Source organism: Roseicella aerolata (assembly GCF_020523605.1).
Classification (GTDB): Bacteria; Pseudomonadota; Alphaproteobacteria; order Acetobacterales; family Acetobacteraceae; genus Paracraurococcus; species Paracraurococcus aerolatus.
On sequence record NZ_JAJAQI010000055.1, the window covers coordinates 1 to 15,911 of the forward strand.

18 protein-coding genes and 1 pseudogene are annotated in these 15,911 nt (G+C 72.3%); 16 read left to right on the plus strand and 3 right to left on the minus strand.

Annotated features, from left to right (window positions below; translation table 11 throughout):
• Positions 1–128: 128 nt before the first annotated feature.
• Positions 129–1,331 carry an efflux RND transporter permease subunit gene (locus tag LHA35_RS24275; protein ID WP_226613389.1) on the plus strand — a complete coding sequence of 401 codons (1,203 nt, stop codon included), beginning with the start codon at positions 129–131 and terminating at the stop codon, positions 1,329–1,331.
• A 32-nt stretch (positions 1,332–1,363) separates the two neighbouring features.
• Here the strand turns inward: LHA35_RS24275 and LHA35_RS24280 are convergent, their stop codons facing one another.
• Complete coding sequence (locus LHA35_RS24280; RefSeq protein WP_226613392.1) at positions 1,364–2,497, minus strand: acyltransferase family protein; 1,134 nt, start codon at positions 2,495–2,497, stop codon at positions 1,364–1,366.
• Between the two features lie 567 nt (positions 2,498–3,064).
• On the opposite strand from LHA35_RS24280, the gene LHA35_RS24285 reads away from it, so the two are divergent.
• The 12 genes from LHA35_RS24285 (at position 3,065) to LHA35_RS24335 (ending at position 13,310) form a co-directional block, all read left to right on the plus strand.
• Positions 3,065–5,308: a heavy metal translocating P-type ATPase gene (locus LHA35_RS24285; protein WP_226613394.1), complete on the plus strand. Its 2,244-nt coding sequence runs from the start codon at positions 3,065–3,067 to the stop codon at positions 5,306–5,308.
• 10 nt (positions 5,309–5,318) lie between these two features.
• Positions 5,319–7,487 (plus strand): protein-disulfide reductase DsbD family protein, encoded by a 2,169-nt coding sequence (locus tag LHA35_RS24290; RefSeq protein ID WP_226613396.1) that lies wholly within the window; start codon positions 5,319–5,321, stop codon positions 7,485–7,487.
• A 58-nt stretch (positions 7,488–7,545) separates the two neighbouring features.
• On the plus strand, positions 7,546–7,908 hold the full coding sequence (locus LHA35_RS24295; protein WP_226613398.1) for a hypothetical protein: 363 nt from the start codon (positions 7,546–7,548) through the stop codon (positions 7,906–7,908).
• 114 nt (positions 7,909–8,022) lie between these two features.
• The gene (locus LHA35_RS24300; RefSeq protein ID WP_226613400.1) at positions 8,023–9,438 is read left to right on the plus strand and encodes a multicopper oxidase family protein; all 1,416 of its coding nucleotides are present in this window, start codon (positions 8,023–8,025) and stop codon (positions 9,436–9,438) included.
• A gap of 49 nt (positions 9,439–9,487) precedes the next feature.
• Complete coding sequence (locus LHA35_RS24305) at positions 9,488–9,931, plus strand: DUF411 domain-containing protein (RefSeq protein ID WP_226613401.1); 444 nt, start codon at positions 9,488–9,490, stop codon at positions 9,929–9,931.
• 12 nt (positions 9,932–9,943) lie between these two features.
• Positions 9,944–10,276: a hypothetical protein gene (locus LHA35_RS24310; RefSeq protein ID WP_226613403.1), complete on the plus strand. Its 333-nt coding sequence runs from the start codon at positions 9,944–9,946 to the stop codon at positions 10,274–10,276.
• A 21-nt stretch (positions 10,277–10,297) separates the two neighbouring features.
• On the plus strand, positions 10,298–10,558 hold the full coding sequence (locus tag LHA35_RS24315) for a hypothetical protein (protein WP_226613405.1): 261 nt from the start codon (positions 10,298–10,300) through the stop codon (positions 10,556–10,558).
• Between the two features lie 53 nt (positions 10,559–10,611).
• Complete coding sequence (locus LHA35_RS28815) at positions 10,612–10,740, plus strand: hypothetical protein (protein ID WP_264185774.1); 129 nt, start codon at positions 10,612–10,614, stop codon at positions 10,738–10,740.
• Complete coding sequence (locus LHA35_RS24320) at positions 10,737–11,249, plus strand: c-type cytochrome (protein WP_226613407.1); 513 nt, start codon at positions 10,737–10,739, stop codon at positions 11,247–11,249. Before LHA35_RS28815 ends, LHA35_RS24320 begins: the two co-directional genes overlap by 4 nt.
• Positions 11,246–11,956 (plus strand): SCO family protein, encoded by a 711-nt coding sequence (locus LHA35_RS24325; RefSeq protein WP_226613408.1) that lies wholly within the window; start codon positions 11,246–11,248, stop codon positions 11,954–11,956. The genes LHA35_RS24320 and LHA35_RS24325 overlap by 4 nt, the downstream gene beginning before the upstream one ends.
• Before the next feature lie 187 nt (positions 11,957–12,143).
• Positions 12,144–12,626, plus strand: coding sequence for a hypothetical protein (locus tag LHA35_RS24330; protein ID WP_226613410.1), 483 nt, complete (start codon positions 12,144–12,146; stop codon positions 12,624–12,626).
• A 69-nt stretch (positions 12,627–12,695) separates the two neighbouring features.
• The gene (locus tag LHA35_RS24335; RefSeq protein ID WP_226613412.1) at positions 12,696–13,310 is read left to right on the plus strand and encodes a class I SAM-dependent methyltransferase; all 615 of its coding nucleotides are present in this window, start codon (positions 12,696–12,698) and stop codon (positions 13,308–13,310) included.
• Positions 13,311–13,497: 187 nt separating this feature from the next.
• Here the strand turns inward: LHA35_RS24335 and LHA35_RS24340 are convergent, their stop codons facing one another.
• Positions 13,498–13,716: a hypothetical protein gene (locus LHA35_RS24340; RefSeq protein WP_226613414.1), complete on the minus strand. Its 219-nt coding sequence runs from the start codon at positions 13,714–13,716 to the stop codon at positions 13,498–13,500.
• Between the two features lie 122 nt (positions 13,717–13,838).
• On the opposite strand from LHA35_RS24340, the gene LHA35_RS24345 reads away from it, so the two are divergent.
• Both LHA35_RS24345 and LHA35_RS24350 read left to right on the plus strand, forming a co-directional pair.
• Positions 13,839–14,027 (plus strand): hypothetical protein, encoded by a 189-nt coding sequence (locus LHA35_RS24345; RefSeq protein WP_226613443.1) that lies wholly within the window; start codon positions 13,839–13,841, stop codon positions 14,025–14,027.
• A 33-nt stretch (positions 14,028–14,060) separates the two neighbouring features.
• On the plus strand, positions 14,061–14,306 hold the full coding sequence (locus LHA35_RS24350) for a hypothetical protein (protein WP_226613445.1): 246 nt from the start codon (positions 14,061–14,063) through the stop codon (positions 14,304–14,306).
• A 175-nt stretch (positions 14,307–14,481) separates the two neighbouring features.
• Here LHA35_RS24350 and LHA35_RS24355 read toward each other — a convergent pair.
• Positions 14,482–14,605: pseudogene (locus LHA35_RS24355) on the minus strand (IS5/IS1182 family transposase); the annotation flags it as partial.
• Between the two features lie 302 nt (positions 14,606–14,907).
• Between LHA35_RS24355 and LHA35_RS24360 the strand changes: the two are divergent.
• The gene (locus LHA35_RS24360; RefSeq protein WP_226613415.1) at positions 14,908–15,717 is read left to right on the plus strand and encodes a hypothetical protein; all 810 of its coding nucleotides are present in this window, start codon (positions 14,908–14,910) and stop codon (positions 15,715–15,717) included.
• Positions 15,718–15,911: the final 194 nt, after the last annotated feature.

Here is a 15,911-nt window from a genome sequence, read left to right on the forward strand (position 1 = left end):
CCTTGCTGGTCGGAGCGGAGGATTTCGGGCTCATCTTCACTCCTTGACAGTTACGATGAGCCCGAAATCCTCCGCCCCTCAATCACCCCCGGCTGTCTCATGGGCGCTGACGCCGGACAGCCTGGACCATGCCGATCAAGGCGCGCATCGACATGCTCTCGACCGGCATCCGCACGCCCGTCGGCGTCAAGGTCTACGGCCCGGACCTGACGGGCATCGACCGGCTGTCGCGCGAGGTCGAGGCCGCGATCCGGGCGGTGCCCGGCACGACCAGCGCCTTCGCCGAGCGGGTCGAGGGCGGCTACTACCTCGAGATCGAGCCCGACCGGGCGGCGCTCGCCCGCCATGGCCTGACCGTCGGCGACCTGCAGGAGACCATCGCCACCGCGCTCGGCGGCGAGCCGGTCACCACCACGGTCGAGGGCCGCGCCCGCTACACGGTGAACGTCCGCTACCCGCGCGGCCTGCGCAGCGACCCGCAAGGAATCGCCGCCCAGGTGCTGGTCCAGGGCATGCAGGGCGCCGCCATCCCCCTGGGCCAGCTGGCGACGGTCCAGCTGCGCCGTGGCCCGCCGACAATCCGGACCGAGAACGCGCAGCTGGTGAACTACGTCTATGTCGACATGCACGGCCGCGACGTCGGTGGCTACGTCGCCGACGCCCGGCGCGCCGTGGCGGAGCGGGTGCGGATGCCGCCCGGCTACCACGTCGAGTGGAGCGGCCAGTTCGAGTACATGCAGCGGGCCAAGGCGAAACTGGCCATCGTCGTGCCGGTCACCCTGCTCGTCATCTTCGTGCTGCTCTACCTGAACTTCGGGCGGCTCACCGAGACGCTCATCGTCATGCTCTCGGTGCCCTTCGCGCTCGTCGGCGGCGTCTGGCTGATGCACCTGATGCAGTTCAACCTCTCCGTCGCGGTCGCGGTCGGCTTCATCGCGCTGGCCGGGGTCGCGGCGGAGACCGGCGTCATCATGCTGATCTACCTGGACCACGCGCTCGACGCGGCGCGCGAGCGGTGCCGCGCGGAAGGTCGGCCGCTGAGCCAGTCCGACCTGCGCCACGCCATCATGGAGGGCGCGGTCGAGCGCGTGCGGCCAAAGATGATGACGGTCACCGCCATCATGGCGGGGCTGCTGCCCATCCTCTGGAGCACCGGCACCGGCTCGGAGCTCATGCGGCGCATCGCCGTCCCGATGGTCGGCGGCATGGTGTCCTCGACGGTGCTGACGCTCCTGGTCATCCCGGCGATCTACGGCCTGGTGAAGGGCTGGCGCCTGCCCCGGGCACAGGCGACGGCGCGGAAGGCAAAGTCGTTCGCGGTGGCGGAGTGACGGCTGGCGATGCGCCAAGGGTCCCGCCGCAGTCAGGCTCCAGGTCGTTCCGTTGCCGCCCGGGCGAGGCCGAACGGCGGTGCGGCCCGCCGCCGCAGGATCCAGCGCTGGGCAGGCATCTCCACCCAGCGCCAGGCCAGCCAACCGGCCAGCAGGGTGGCCAGGTAGCCCGCCACCATCAGCGCGGCCCGCCCGGGCGGCCCCAGCTCGGCCAGCCGCAGCACCCCGACCACCGCAGCCTCGACGAAAACCCAGCAGAGATAGATGCCGAAGGACGCCTCGCCGAGCCGCAGGAGCAGGTCCGGCCGCGCGGGCGCCGGGCGGCCGAGGCCTGCCTGCCAGATTGTCGGGACGAGGGCGGCCAGCCCGAGCGCCGCGAGCGCGTCTTCCCCGAGCAGCAGCCCAGCCGGAAGCCCGGCCAGGGCTGGCCAGAGCAGGGGACGGGGCAGTCGGCCCTCGGTCGCGAGTCGGCCAAGGGAGAGTCCGATGCCGAATTCCAGGAAGAAGCGCAGCAGCCCGAGATGCAGCGTGTGGTTCAGCGAGGGCGCCGGGCCCCAGCGCGTCAGCAGCCAGAGGCCGAGCAGCCCTCCCGCCGCCGCCAGCGCCACCGCCGCGCTCGGCAGCCGCAGCAGGCCGCGCAGCACAAAGGGAAAGGCGAGATAGCCAGCCCACTCCGCGGACAGCGCCCAAGACGGGTAGTTCCAGGTGAAGCGCTCGGACGTCTCCCAGGCGTTCAGCAGGGCGAGCTGCAGCAGGAAGTCGCGGAGGCCGAAACGGCCCGGGTCATGGATGGTCATGCCCAGCGCGACCGCCACGCCCACCAGCAGCGCCAGCGCCAGCAGCGCCAGGGCGTGCAGCGGCCAGATCTTGGCCACGCGTCGCAGCAGGAATTGGCCGATCCCGGCCAGGCTCATTGGCGGCCGTGCCCGGTAGCCGAGCCAGAGGGCGAAGCCCGAGAGCAGGAAGAACCCGTCCACCCCGAGATAGCCGCGGCGCAGCACCGGCGCGAGCCAGGTGTAGGTCTCGGTCACGTGCAGCGGCAGGTCGAGGTGGTAGAGGACCACCCAGCCGATGAGGAAGAAGCGCAGCCGGGTCAGCCCCGCATGCCGCGCCCCGCCCCCCACCGCAGTGCCTGCCGGTTCCGCCGGGCGACCACCCTGCCCCATGCCCCCTCCTCGCCCAATGCAACCTTGGATCGGCCGCCCATGCGGGACACCGCCTGGACGGGCAAGTCGTTTTGCCGTCAGCAACCCAGCGCACCCGGCCCGTCGGCCGCCGCCCTTCCCTTGCCGGATCGCGCCGAACCCCTTGCCCGCGGCCGCGGGGCGCGGGCGCGCCGACACTCTCCCGATGATCGCCACACCGCGGCGCCCCGGCGCCGCTTTAATACTTTGACACACTGGACCGGCTCGCCGGACGGCATCCGGCCGGATTCTCCCGCGAGATCCGACGCTGCCCGGACCGCAACGAAACGAATCCTCCCCGCCCTCCTCGCGGTCGCGGCGAAAGCGCCGACCAGGGCCATGGGCACGCCCATGGGGGCAGGCAGATGGCTCCGGCCGCCGAACAGGCCCACGAAGGCGACCGCGAGGGGCGATGACCGAATGGCACGTGCCCAGCCCGGGCGTGTCGCCGTGGCCGGTGCAGGACGGCGCCCCTCGCGGCGCCCCTTGACCTTGCCATTGTGGGAAGCCGCATCTGATCCGGCAGTTTGAGTTCAGGAGACAGGCGCAATGGACGCTCCGACTGTGGAGGCCGGGACTGCCGCGAAGGCCGGGGGCGGTGCCGAGGTGGACATCGGCATCGAGGGAATGAGCTGCGCCTCCTGCGTCGGCCGGGTCGAGCGGGCGCTGAGGCGGGTGCCGGGCGTCATGGAGGCCGAGGTGAACCTGGCCACCGAACGGGCCCGCGTCACCGCCGCCCGGAGCGCCGTCACCATTCAGCAGCTCGTCGCAGCCATCCAGGACACTGGCTACGAGGCCAGCCCGGTCGAGCGGGCGAGCGCCCCGTCGGAGGAGACGGATGCCGCCGCGGCCCGGAGCCGTCGCGAGCTGTTCCGCGTCGTGGCCACGGCCGCGCTCTCGGCGCCACTCCTGCTCGGCATGGCGGGCCACCTGTTCGGGGCCGAGTGGATGATGCTGCCCGGCTGGGTCCAGTTCGCCCTGGCGACGCCGGTGCAGTTCTGGCTGGGCTGGCGGTTCTACGTGGCCGGGTGGAAGGCCGCGCGGTCCCTCAGCGGCAACATGGACCTGCTGGTCGCCCTGGGCACGACAGCCGCCTGGGGGCTAAGCGTCTTTGAGCTGCTAACGGCGCACGGGGATCACGCGCCCGCGCTCTACTTCGAGTCCTCGGCGCTCATCATCGCCTTCGTCCTGCTCGGCAAGTGGCTGGAGGCGCGCGCGAAGGGACAGACGGCGTCGGCCATCCGCGCCCTCATGGATCTCCGGCCCGACAAGGCGCGCCTGCGCCGGGGCGGCGCCGAGGTCGAGGTGCCGCTCGCCGAGGTCCGGGTCGGCGACGTCGTCGTGGTCCGCCCGGGCGAGCGCATCCCGGTGGACGGGCGCGTGGTGGAGGGCGGCGGCAGCGTCGACGAGTCCATGCTGACCGGCGAGAGCCTGCCCGTGGAAAAGGCGCCCGGGGCCAAGGTGACCGGCGGCTCCATCAACACGGATGGGTTGCTGGTCGTCGAGACCACCGCCATCGGCGCGGAGACCACGCTGGCCAGGATCGTGCGGCTGGTCGAGGGCGCCCAGGCGTCCAAGGCGCCGATCCAGCGCCTGGTGGACCGCGTCAGCGCGGTCTTCGTCCCGGTTGTGCTCGGCATCGCGCTCGTCACCTTCGTCGGCTGGTGGGCGGTCACCGGCGACGCGACGGCAGCCATCCTGAACGCGGTGGCGGTCATGGTCATCGCCTGTCCCTGCGCCCTGGGCCTGGCGACGCCAACCGCCATCATGGTCGGCACCGGTGCCGCGGCGCGGCACGGCATCCTCATCAAGGACGCCGAGGCACTGGAGCGGGCGCACGCGATCACCACGGTCGCCTTCGACAAGACCGGCACCCTGACCGAGGGGCGCCCCGAGGTGACCGACGTCGCCCCCGCCTATGCGGAAGCGGCGGAGGTCCTCCGCCTGGCCGCCGCGCTCCAGGCGGGGAGCGAACACCCGCTGGCGGCCGCCGTCCGGCGCCGGGCCGAGGCCGAGGGTATCCCGCAGGAATCGGCCAAGGACTTCCGCGCCCTCGCTGGGCGGGGCGTCTCGGGCGAGGTCGCGGGGCGCTCGCTCATCCTCGGCAACCGGCGCCTGCTCGAGGAGAACGGGCTGGTCGGCGATGCGCTCGCCCCGGTGGCCAGGGATCTCGAGGCGTCGGGGCGGACCGTGTCCTGGCTGGCAGAGACGGCGCCTAACCGCCGGGCCCTCGGCCTGATCGCGTTCGGCGACAGCGTCAAGGATTCGGCGAGGGACGCCGTCGACCGGCTGCACCGCCAGGGCATCGAGACGGTCATGCTGACCGGCGATGGCCGAGGCGCCGCGGCCGTCGCCGCCCGGTCGCTGGGCATCGACAGGGTGGTCGCGGAGGTGCTGCCCGAGGGCAAGGCCGAGGCGGTCGCCAGGCTGCGCGGCGAGGGCAAGGTGGTTGCCATGGTCGGCGACGGCGTCAACGACGCGCCCGCACTCGCCGCGGCCGACGTCGGCATCGCCATGGCGACCGGCACCGACGTCGCCATGCACACGGCGGGGGTGACGCTGATGCGGGGCGACCCGGCGCTGGTCGCGGGGGCCATCGACGTGTCGCGGCGGACCTACCGCAAGATCCGGCAGGGGCTCTTCTGGGCCTTCGTCTACAACCTGGTCGGCATCCCGCTGGCGGCGCTCGGCCTGCTCAGCCCGGTGGTTGCGGGCGCGGCGATGGCGTTGAGCAGCGTCAGCGTGGTCACGAACGCGCTCCTGCTGCGCGGCTGGAACCCGCGGTCAGAGTAGGGGAGCGACCATGAGCATCGGAGGAGCGGCGGGCGTGGCTGGCATGTTCTCCAAAGCCGCCCGGCGCCAAGAGCGCTTCGGGACCCTCTCGGAAGCTCTCGCGGGCTGCCTGCGCCTGCTCGCCGCGGCGCTCGTCGCCTTCGTCCTGGCGTGGCCCGCCGCGGCGCCGCGGGCGGCGAGTGGCCCGTGGGCGTCCGGGGAGACCATGCGCGCCCGCCTGCTCGCCGCGACCGACGCCGCCGGATCCGACAGGGAAATCAGGGCGGGGCTCCAGGTCTCCATGGCCGACGGCTGGGACACCTACTGGCGCTCGCCCGGGGACGCCGGGGCGGCGCCCGCGGTGGACTGGTCCGGCTCGGCGAACGTCGCCGCGGTGGACTGGCGCTGGCCCGCGCCCACCCGGTTCACGCTGTTCGGCCTCGAGACCTTCGGCTACCTCGACGAGGTCGTCTTCCCGCTCACCGTCCGCCCCGAGCGGCCCGGCGAGCCGGTCGCGCTCCAGGGCAGGCTCGACATCCTGGTCTGCAGCACCGTCTGCGTCCCGAAGAGCCTGGCGCTGTCGCTCGACCTGCCAGCGGGCACGGCCGCGGTGGACCCGGAGGCGGCCAACCTCATCGCCCGCCACGACGCCCAGGTGCCGGACGACGGCTCGCGGTCCGGGCTCGCGGTGGACGGCGTCGCCGCGGTCCCCGGGAACCCGGCCGCCCTGGAGGTCAGGCTCTCCTCTAGGCAGCCGCTCTCCGCGCCGGACGTCATCGTCGAGAGCGAGAGGTGGACCTTCGGCAAACCGGAGTTCTCCTTCGGCCCCGACCGCGGAACTGCGACGGCGGTGCTGCCCGTGACCTCCGGGCCGGACGCGGTCGGCATGCCGGGCACCGGCGTCACCGTGACCGTGCTGGACGGGCCGCGGGCGGCGGAGACCCGAGGCACGGTCGCGGCGGGTGCTGCCCGCGCTGGGGCGTGGGGCAGCCTGCTGCCGTTCCTGGGCGTGGCGCTGCTCGGCGGGCTGGTCCTGAACCTGATGCCCTGCGTCCTGCCGGTGCTCAGCCTCAAGCTGATGGCCGCGCTGCGGCACCAGGGGCAGGCGCGACGCCAGGTCCGCCTCGACTTCCTGGCCACGGCGGCGGGCGTCGTCGCCTCCATGCTCGCCCTCGGCGGCGCGCTGGCCGCCCTGAAGGCTGCCGGGATCGCGGTCGGCTGGGGCATGCAGTTCCAGCAACCGGTGTTCCTCGTGGCGATGGCGGCCGCCCTCACCGTCTTCGCGGCGAGCCTCGCCGGGCTGCTCGAGATCCCGCTGCCGTCGCGCCTGGCGACCGCGATGGGCCGCGCGGGCGGGGACGGGCTCGCGGGCAGCTTCGCCGCCGGGGCGTTCACCACGGTGCTGGCGACGCCGTGCTCCGCCCCCTTCGTCGGCACGGCCGTCGGCTTCGCGCTGGCGCGGGGCCCGGCCGAGATCCTGGCCATCTTCGGCGCCCTGGGGGTGGGGCTGGCCACGCCGCACCTCCTGGGCGCCGCCTTCCCCGGCCTCGTCCGCCTCCTGCCGAGGCCGGGCCAGTGGATGATCGCGCTCCGGCGCGTGCTGGCCGTCGCCCTGGCGGGGACGGCCGCCTGGCTCCTCGCCGTGCTGGCCGCCCAGACCTCCTGGGAGGCCGCGGTAGCGGTGGCTGTCGCGCTGGCGGTGCTGGCCGGGGCGCTGGTGCTGCGCCCGCGGATCGGCCCGCCCGCCGCCGCGGCCGTGGTTGTCCTCGCCCTCGCGGGGGCCGGAGCCGCGCCCGTCGTGCTTCGGGCGGCTCCGCCGAGCGCCGCGGCGACGGCCTGGGCACCCTTCGACGAGGCGGCCCTCCGGCGTCTCGTGGCCGAGGGCAGGGTGGTCCTCGTGGACGTGACCGCGGACTGGTGCGCCAACTGCAAGGTCAACGACGCCCTGGTGCTGGAGTGGCCCGAGGTGGCGGTGGCCCTGGCCGGGCCGGGCGTGGTCGCCATGCGAGCCGACTGGACCCGCCCGGACGCCCGGATCTCCGACTACCTCGCCCGGAACGACCGCTTCGGCATCCCCTTCAACGCGGTCTACGGCCCCGGCGCCCCGCGGGGCATCCTCCTGTCCGAGGTCCTGACCCGGGAGGCGGTGCTGGACGCGCTCCGGCGCGCCCGCGGAGCCGACCTGGTGTCGCCGCGGTGAGGAGGGCCGCGCGGGCATGACCTTGCAGGGCAAACGCCGAGGGACATATCGTCCGGTCATGGGTACGCCCGTCCTCCGGCGCCTGCTGCTGGTCCTGACCGCCCTCGCCTTCGTGCTGGCGACGGCGCTGCCGGGGACCGCGTCGGCGATGCCCATGCCCGGCGGCGCCATGATGGCCGGAGGCCCCGGCCAGCCCTGCGGCGACTGCCCGACCAAGGCGCCTGGCGGCGATGGCGGCACCAAGATGATGCCCTGCAGTGCCCTCGCCTGCTCGGGCGCCGTCGTCGGCCTACCGGCCCCGACCGTCCTGGCCGCGCCCGTCGCTGTCGCTTTCGAGTACGCGGGGCTGGCGCCTGCGGACCGACAGGGCAGGACGCTCCCGCCCGACCCCTTCCCGCCCAGACCCCTCCCCCTCGTCTAACCGCCGCCCGCCCACTGCGGGCGGCGGCCGGAGTTCCATGGGTCCGGCCTCCGCCGGGCCCGCGCCACGCACCCGCCCCGTGCGGGCTGCGTCGGCATGACGAGGACGGACATCATGCGAATCACCACACCGCTGGAGCTGACCCGGCGGCAATTCTGGAGGGCGGGCGGCGCCCTCGCGCTGGCGGCTGCGCTGCCCGCGGGGGGAAATGCCGCATCCGCCACGAGCGCGCCCGCTTCCCTGCGGCTGACCGCCGCACCGGCCCGCGCGCCGATGGTCGGCGACGACCACCCCGCCACGGCCGTGTGGGCCTACGGCGGCTCGGTCCCCGGGCCGGTGCTGCGGGTCCGCCAGGGGACGAGGCTCCGCGCCGTCGTCGAGAACCGCCTGGACGAGGACACGACCGTGCACTGGCACGGCATCCGCCTGCCCAACGCCATGGACGGCGTGCCTGGGCTGACCCAGCCGCCCATCAGGCCCGGCGGGCGCTTCACCTACGAGTTCACGCCGCCCGACGCCGGGACCTTCTGGTACCACCCGCACGACAATAGCCTGGTGCAACAGGGCCGCGGGCTGGCCGGGGCGCTCATCGTCGAGGAGGCCGAGCCGCCCCGGGTGGACCGCGAGCTGGTCTGGGTCATCCAGGACTGGCGCCTGACGCGCGACGCCCAGGTCGCGCCGGGGTTCGGCGGCCGCATGGAGGCGGCGATGGCGGGCCGCCTCGGCAACACGGTCACCGTCAACGGCCGGGTGCCCGACGCGGTGCGCGTCCGCTCGGGCGAGCGGGTGCGGCTGCGCGTCGTCAACGCGGCGACCGCGCGCATCGTGGCGCTGCGGTTCGAGGGGCACCGGCCCGTCGTGGTCGCCCTCGACGGCCAGCCCTGCGAGCCGCACGAGTCCGTGGGCGGGCGGCTGCTGCTCGGCCCCGCCATGCGCGCCGACGTCATCCTGGACATGGCGGGCAAGCCGGGGAGCCGCCACGCCGTCATCGACGGCTTCTACGACCGCCTCGCCTACGAGCTCGTCGCCCTCGCCTACGAGCGCGCCGCGCCGCTGCGCGAGCATACCCTCGACGCCCCGGTGCGCCTGCCGCCCAACCCGCTACCCGAGCCGGACCTGGCCTCGGCGGAGCGGCACGAGCTCGTTCTCCAGGGCGGGATGATGGGCGGCATGGGCATGATGGGCATGCGCGGGGCGGCCTGGGCCATCAACGGCATGTCCATGACCGGCAAGGGCGACATGGACATGCTGCCGCTGCTGAGCCTCGCGCGCGGCCGGACCTGCATGCTGTCGCTCCGCAACGAGACCGCGTGGTGGCACCCGATGCACCTGCACGGCCACAGCTTCCGGGTGCTGACCCGGAACGGCACCGCGGTGGCCGGGGCGGAATGGGGCGACACGGTGCTGGTCGAGCCGCGCCAGACCGTTGAGGTCGCCTTCGTCGCCGACAACCCGGGCGCCTGGATGCTGCACTGCCACGTCATGGACCACGAGGTCAGCGGCCTGATGGGCGTGCTGCGGGTGGCCTGACCCGAACCTGGAAACCGACCCCATACCCGGAAACCGAGAAGGAAGACCGATGACGACCTCACTCTCCCGCCGCGCCACCCTGCTGGCGGCCCTCTGCATCCCGCTGCCTGCGCTGGCGGCCGCGCCCACGCAGGTCACGCTCCACAAGAGCCCGCAATGCAGCTGCTGCGAGGACTACGCGGCTTACCTCCGGCGGAACGGCTTCGCGGTGGAAGTGCAGCCGACCCACGACCTGGCGACCATGAGCCGCGAGGCGGGAGTCCCCGAGGAGATGGATGGCTGCCACTTAGCCATGATCGACGGCTACGTTGTCGAGGGTCACGTCCCCGTCGAGGCCATCCGCAGGCTCCTGGCCGAGCGGCCGCCGCTGCGGGCCATTACCCTGCCGGGCATGCCGCCCGGCTCGCCGGGGATGGCGGGGCGCAAGCGCGAGCCGTTCACCGTCCACGCCGTCGCCCGGGACGGCGGCACCAGCGTCTACATGACGATCTGAGGGGACCTGTCGATGACGACCCAATCGGACCTCGTCGAGGTGCACTTACCGTTCCGCGGAATTGGCGACCGCCTCTTTGCGGCGCTGCGCGGGCGGCGCGCACTGGCCATGCTCGGGCTCGCCGTCGTGGCGGCGGGCCTGGCCTCGCAATGGTCCTGGCTCACCGCCATCGGCGTGGCACCGATCCTGGTCAGCTTGGCCCCCTGCGCCGCGATGTGCGCCCTGGGCCTGTGCATGGCCGGACGGTCGGGTCGGTCGTGCCCCGCGGGCAAAGCCCGGACGGAGCCACGCGCGGCCGAGCCCACCCCGCAGGCTCCTGACCGCGCCCACCAGATTCAGGCATGAGGCAGTTGAAGGAGGCTGACCATGGCAAGGATTTCAAGGCACCTGCTCGCGGCCTCCGCCTTGCTCGGGGCCGCCACGCTCGCCGTCCCGGCGCTCGCGCAGCGCGGTGGCATGATGGAACGCCCTCACATGAACGGCTCCGGGATGATGGGCGGCCGCATGGGCCGGGGTGACATGGCGCAGATGTGCGGCCGGATGACGCAGGGCATGCCGGGCGGCGAGCAAGGCGGGCACCCGAACCAGCAGTGGCGGCGCCGGGCGCCCGCTCCTGGCCGCGGCTGAGCGCGGCGGCGGGGTCCGTGCAATTTCCCCCTGCGGACAGGAGGCAGGCCGCGATGCACGGCATGATGGACGGCATGGCCGGGATGGTGTGGGGCATGGGACTCGTGTGGCTCCTCGTCGTCGTGCTGCTGGTGCTCGGTGTCGTGGCGCTCCTGAAATACCTACTGGGAGGCAAGCGGTGACGAGGCGAGGCCCGGGGCCGTGGCGGCGGCGACCTGCGCTGCTCGCCGTTTTCATCATCCTGTTCGCGGCGGCGATGGGCGGCGCGGCACTGCTCTCTCGGCATGGTCGGTCGGGCCCGATATCGACCGCCATCGATCCCGGCGACCCGGTGCAGGTCGCCGTGGGCCGCCGCATCTACGGCGAGCAGTGCGCGCGCTGCCACGGCGCGAACCTCGAGGGCCAGCCGGACTGGCAGTCGCGCGGGCCCGACGGGAGGCTGCCCGCGCCCCCGCACGACGCCTCGGGGCACACTTGGCACCACGCGGACGGCGTGCTGTTCCGGATCACCCGGGACGGCACGGCCGTCGTCGTTGGCGGCGGCTACGAGAGCGACATGCCGGGCTTCGGGAGCGTCCTGTCGGACGCCGAGATCCGCGCCGTCCTCGCCTTCATCAAGAGCACGTGGCCGGAGCGCGAGCGCGACTTCCAGGAGCGCCAGAGCCGCTCCGAGCGGGAAGCGGCCCGATGACCGCGCGCCGCCCACTGCTCCGCCTAGCGCTCGGTGCTGCGGCCCTGGCCGCCCTGCTGTCGGCCGCGCCGCGCGGTCTCGCCCACCCGCCCGAAGGCCACGAGGCCCGGCTGCGCGACCGCGAGCGGTACTTCCAGCCGCTCGAGCCCCGTCCGGCGCCGGATTTCACGCTCGAGGACGCGGAGGGCCGATGGCTGGGCTTGGCCGACCTGCGCGGCAAGGCGGTCGTGCTACACTTCGTCTACGCGAGCTGCCCGGACGTCTGCTCGTCGCACGCGGAGCGCATCGCGGACATCCGGCAGATGCTCAACCGGACGCCCGTGCGCGACCTGGTGCGGTTCATCACTGTCACGACGGATCCGGAGCGGGACACGCCCGAGGTGCTGCGGGGCTACGGCCCGGCCCACGGGCTCGACCCGGCGAACTGGATCTTCCTCACGAGCGGCACAGACCGGCCCGAAGCGACGCGCGCGCTCGCCGCCGCCTTCGGCCACCGCTTCACCCCGACGCCGGAGGGCATGCAGATGCACGGTGTGGTCACGCACGTGATCGACCGCGAGGGTCGGCTCAGGGCGAACTTCCACGGCCCGGACTTCGCACCGGACAACCTCGTTGCCTACGTCCGCGCGTTGGCGGGCGAGCATGACCGCCAGCCTCTGGAGGGCCCGTGGGGTGCCATCCGGTCATGGCTGAAAGGCATGTTCTGAGACCGGAGGGGACGATGACCCCTGCAGGCCGCCGCGGCCCGGCGGCGCGATGCGCCGCGTGCCGGTCGCCCCGCGGTCCCGCCCGTTCCGATCGGGCGGTCGCATGCGGCTGGCCCTGGCCCACGAGCGCGCAGGCGGCGTGGAGATCGGGACGGCGGCGGAGGTCGCTGGCAGAGGCTCGCCGTCCGTGACTGGATCCACCGACTGGCTCGCGGCGCTGCGCGCCTACCTGCTGACCGTCGCCGCGGGCGCCCTCGTGTGGGAAGCGGCGCACCTCCCCCTCTACACGCTGTGGCGGACCGGGACCACGGGCGAGAAGCTATTCGCGGTGGTCCACTGCACGCTCGGCGACCTCCTCATCGCGCTCACCTCCTTGGCACTCGGGCTTGTGCTCGCCGGGCGCCGCGACTGGCCCGTCCGGCGGTCCGGGGCGGTCGGCGCGATCACCGTGGTGTTCGGGCTCGGCTACACCGTCTTCAGCGAGTGGCTGAACATCGTCGTCCGCGAGAGCTGGGCCTACTCCGACCTGATGCCGGTGGTGCCGGTCCTCGGCTTCGACCTCGGTGTCTCGCCCCTGCTGCAATGGGTCGTGGTGCCCACGCTGGCTCTCCACGTGGCCCGCCGGGCGGGCACGCCAAGACAGACGCCCACGCCGGAAGCGGTTGAGTGACCGCCGTACGTCTTCTTGCCCTTGGATTCGCCTTGCCCCCGAAGCCGAACGGGAACGGAGGGTTTCGCTATGAGCATCTATGACCGGCTCATCCTGCCGCGGCTCATCGCGCTCGCCATGCGACACGGCGAACTGGTGCCCTTCCGCCAGCGGGTGGGACGCGCCGCCACGGGTCGGGTGCTGGAGCTGGGCATCGGCTCGGGCCTGAACCTCGGCTTCTACGGGCCGGACGTGACCTCGGTGGTCGGCATCGACCCGTCGCCCGCGCTGCTCCGGATGGCGGAGGATCGATCCCGAGGGGCGCGCTTCCAGGTTGAGCTCGTCGAGGCGGCGAGCGAGCGGCTGCCCCTCGACGACCGCAGCGTCGACACCGTGGTAACCACCTGGACGATGTGCAGCGTCGGTGACCCCATCGAGGCGCTGCGGGAGGCGCGCCGCGCCCTGCGGCCCGGCGGCAGTCTGTTGTTCGTGGAGCACGGCCGCGCGCCGGACCCTGGCGTCCGTTGGTGGCAGGACCGGCTCACGCCCGCCTGGAAACGGGTCGCCGGGGGATGCCACCTCAACCGGCCGGTCGACGACCTCGTCCGGGCGGCCGGGTTCCGGCTGGACAACCTGAGGACCGGCTATCTGCGGGGGCCGAGGCCGCTGACCTTCATGTACGAGGGGCAAGCCAGGACGGGATGAGCGAGGCACCGGAGACACGGAGAGAGCTTTGCGCCCGGAACCCATGCCCCGTTCATGTCCCTTGCCGTCTCGTGTGGCTCCTCCGGGCCCCAGCGGCCTGGGAATCGGCTTCGCCCTCTGAGCCAGCCTGGCAAGCGGCACCACTTCCCACCCGCCCTCCAGCCCGAAGCTCGACTGTCTGCCGCCCTCAGTGACGGGACCGCTCCGGCGCCCGCTCCCCGGCCACCGTGAGGTAGGCGTCCGCCAGGGGCGTTCCCGGCGACGCATCTCCGCAAAGCGCCTCCAGGGCGCGCAGCAGGTGCTCGGCCGCGTCCGACCGGCCCTCGGCCAGGGCCTGCTCGAGCGCCGCCAGGATCTGCTCCTCCAGGCTCGGGGGTGACGGCATCTCCTCCTCCGCGACGGACATGGGGCGCGCGAACCCTGCCCCCTTCCCCCGTGGGAAGGTCAAGTGCCCCGGCGGCCCACGGCCGCATACATACTTTGAAATACTCGGTCGCGCCGTCTCGGCTTGGCCTCGGGGCGTTCCCCGTGGAAAGTCCGCCGCGCCTCCCGCCGCCGCCCACCCCGGGCGCCGGTGCGGCGCGGCGGCAGGCACGGTCTATCGGCAGCGCCGAAAGCCGCAACGAGGAGACGTACCGGATGATTGACACCAGGACGCTTCGCCGCACCGGGCTCGCGCTGGCGCTGGGCCTCTCGCTGGCGGCCTGCGCCCAGTAGCCGAGTCCCCCGCCGCCCCAGCAGACCGGCGGCATGTCGGGCACGGGCACCCACCAGGGCCACGACATGCGTGCGATGGGGGGCATGCACGGCCACGACATGTCCGGCATGAACATGCAGCAGATGGCGGCCCACTGCGCCGAGATGCGTCAGCAGATGCGGCCGGGCGCCACCATGAGCCCCGACATGCAGGCGATGATGGCGCACTGCGACCAGATGCACCCACAGGCGGGCACCGCCGCCGCCACATCCGGCGGTGCGGGGCAGCACAGGCATTGATGAGGCGGGGAGCCGCCCCCGGCTGCCCGAACCCTCCGGCCTGGAGCCGCACCGTCCGCAACCGCAGCGAGTTCGCGATGACCGAGACCGAGGTGGGCGCCATGCCACGGCGGCGACGACCGGCCTGAGCAGGATGCCGAGCATGGCGTGGAGCACGGCCACTGCCAGCGGCACGCCGAGCGCCACGCGCCGCGGGCCAGATCAGCGGTGCCGCCAGCGCCCCACGCCGTGTCCGTCAGGTCGCTGTCGTAGCGCAACCCGTGCCGCGTCGCCGCGCGACGATGCTCCGGCTTCCACATGCACGGTCCCGATCACAACCGAATCGAAAGCCTCGAACTTCTTCCAGAAAGGCTCTTGCGCCCAAGTTCAAGGCAGAAACCCAGACCTGAGCTTACTTTTGGCGTTCCCGTGCCACAGAAAATGCCCACGAAAGTTGTTCGGAGACGAAAGTAGTGCCGATTAGAAATCGCTGATTCTTGTGTAGTTCTTGGCCAGAACCGGGCGCTTCTTCGCGCGTGAACCGGGGCGGCCCGGCATTTTAGGCGTGGGCGCGCGCGTTATTTGGCTCCCGGTTCGTAGTTACATCAGTGAGGAGATTCACATGGGCAGCAATACGCCACCCGTTCCCGAAGTGGGCGACAAGGTTAGCTACGGCTACAAGCCAGCTGGGAGCGGTGAGCAGCCTACAAAGCCCACGAAGGACGATAAGCCCGACTATCCCGCGAAGCCCGGGAAGGGCGACAAGGCGGACAAGGACGACAAGGGGCACAAGGACGAGAAGCCCACGAAGGACGAGAAGCCCGACTATCCCGCGAAGCCCGAGAAGGGCGACAAGGCGGACAAGGACGACAAGGGGCACAAGGACGAGAAGCCCACGAAGGACGATAAGCCCGACTATCCCGCGAAGCCCGAGAAGGGCGACGAGACGGACAAGGACGACAAGGGGCACAAGGACGAGAAGCCCACGAAGGACGATAAGCCCGACTATCCCGCGAAGCCCGAGAAGGACGACAAGGACGAGTATCCCGCGAAGCCCGAGCAGCCTGCGAAGGACGACAAGGGCGAGAAAGACCTCCACGGCGGGAAGGACCAGCACGACGGCCATCCGGTGAAGGTCGTGCACGACAAGCCGGGTGACCAGTACTACTTTGCCGATAGCAAGGACGAGAAATTCGTCTTCAGCGGCAAGTCCGGTGGTGACGACACCATCAAGGGTTTCGATGACAAGCACGACACCATTAAAATCGAAAACGATTATAAATTCGAGATCGACAACAACGGCAAGTACGACGGCGACGTCGTCATCACTTGGGGCAAGGATAACATGATAACGCTCAAAGGCGTCGAGCAGATCGACGAGAGCGTCGTCAAGGAGTTCGACCAACACCAGTCGGATTATCTGTGGGCCTGATCCCGCAGGCTCAGACCCTCCGCAGGTTTCCGGACGGGTTCTGATACAGGGCGAGGCATCGGTGATGCCTCGCCCCCACCGGCAGGCTGCCGAAAGGATCCGGTTCAGCGCTTGCCGACCGTCGGGCCTCGGCACGCTCCGGCCATCCCAGCCCTTGTCGCCATTCGCGTTGCCCATTCGCGCATGACGGGGAT

Bases quoted from the DNA above. Each gene is read 5' to 3' on its own strand.
- LHA35_RS24275 (WP_226613389.1), top strand. From the start codon at position 129: ATGCCGATCAAGGCGCGCATCGACATGCTCTCGACCGGCATCCGCACG.
- LHA35_RS24280 (WP_226613392.1), bottom strand. From the start codon at position 2,497: ATGGGGCAGGGTGGTCGCCCGGCGGAACCGGCAGGCACTGCGGTGGGG.
- LHA35_RS24285 (WP_226613394.1), top strand. From the start codon at position 3,065: ATGGACGCTCCGACTGTGGAGGCCGGGACTGCCGCGAAGGCCGGGGGC.
- LHA35_RS24290 (WP_226613396.1), top strand. From the start codon at position 5,319: ATGAGCATCGGAGGAGCGGCGGGCGTGGCTGGCATGTTCTCCAAAGCC.
- LHA35_RS24295 (WP_226613398.1), top strand. From the start codon at position 7,546: ATGGGTACGCCCGTCCTCCGGCGCCTGCTGCTGGTCCTGACCGCCCTC.
- LHA35_RS24300 (WP_226613400.1), top strand. From the start codon at position 8,023: ATGCGAATCACCACACCGCTGGAGCTGACCCGGCGGCAATTCTGGAGG.
- LHA35_RS24305 (WP_226613401.1), top strand. From the start codon at position 9,488: ATGACGACCTCACTCTCCCGCCGCGCCACCCTGCTGGCGGCCCTCTGC.
- LHA35_RS24310 (WP_226613403.1), top strand. From the start codon at position 9,944: ATGACGACCCAATCGGACCTCGTCGAGGTGCACTTACCGTTCCGCGGA.
- LHA35_RS24315 (WP_226613405.1), top strand. From the start codon at position 10,298: ATGGCAAGGATTTCAAGGCACCTGCTCGCGGCCTCCGCCTTGCTCGGG.
- LHA35_RS28815 (WP_264185774.1), top strand. From the start codon at position 10,612: ATGCACGGCATGATGGACGGCATGGCCGGGATGGTGTGGGGCATGGGA.
- LHA35_RS24325 (WP_226613408.1), top strand. From the start codon at position 11,246: ATGACCGCGCGCCGCCCACTGCTCCGCCTAGCGCTCGGTGCTGCGGCC.
- LHA35_RS24335 (WP_226613412.1), top strand. From the start codon at position 12,696: ATGAGCATCTATGACCGGCTCATCCTGCCGCGGCTCATCGCGCTCGCC.
- LHA35_RS24340 (WP_226613414.1), bottom strand. From the start codon at position 13,716: ATGTCCGTCGCGGAGGAGGAGATGCCGTCACCCCCGAGCCTGGAGGAG.
- LHA35_RS24350 (WP_226613445.1), top strand. From the start codon at position 14,061: ATGTCGGGCACGGGCACCCACCAGGGCCACGACATGCGTGCGATGGGG.
- LHA35_RS24360 (WP_226613415.1), top strand. From the start codon at position 14,908: ATGGGCAGCAATACGCCACCCGTTCCCGAAGTGGGCGACAAGGTTAGC.